Raw genomic sequence first — 352 nt, 5'->3', positions numbered from 1 at the left:
GCGAATAAGGCAAGAACTCCGCCTAGTTTATTGGGGATGGATCGTAGAATTGCATATATTCACAAGAAATACCATTCCGGCTTAATGTGAATGGGGGTGACGAGGGGGTTAGCCATTAGAAAATTTTCTGGGTCTGTAAAGAGGTTTGGCTCAAATAGCACTATGAGGGATAGTCCCAGGATAGCTAGTATATAGCCTAGGGCGTCTTTGATGGAGTAGTAAGGATGAAATGGAATTCGATCAGAATCTGCGTTTACTCCGATTGGGTTGTTAGATCCTGACTGGTGAAGGAATATAATGTGTAAAATTGTAGCAGCTATAATTACGAATGGTAAAATGAAGTGGAAGGCGA

Annotated in this window: 1 pseudogene; it reads right to left on the bottom strand. The window is 41.8% G+C overall.

The features are described 5' to 3' along the window. Positions 1–296, bottom strand: a pseudogene (locus L5876_RS14950) (cytochrome b); the annotation flags it as partial. Positions 297–352 lie beyond the last annotated feature (56 nt).

It is taken from the genome of Hyphobacterium sp. SN044, assembly GCF_021864465.1.
GTDB lineage: Bacteria > Pseudomonadota > Alphaproteobacteria > Caulobacterales > Maricaulaceae > Hyphobacterium.
Note: the sequence above shows the minus strand (reverse complement) of the source record. Positions and strands in the feature narration are given on the sequence as shown.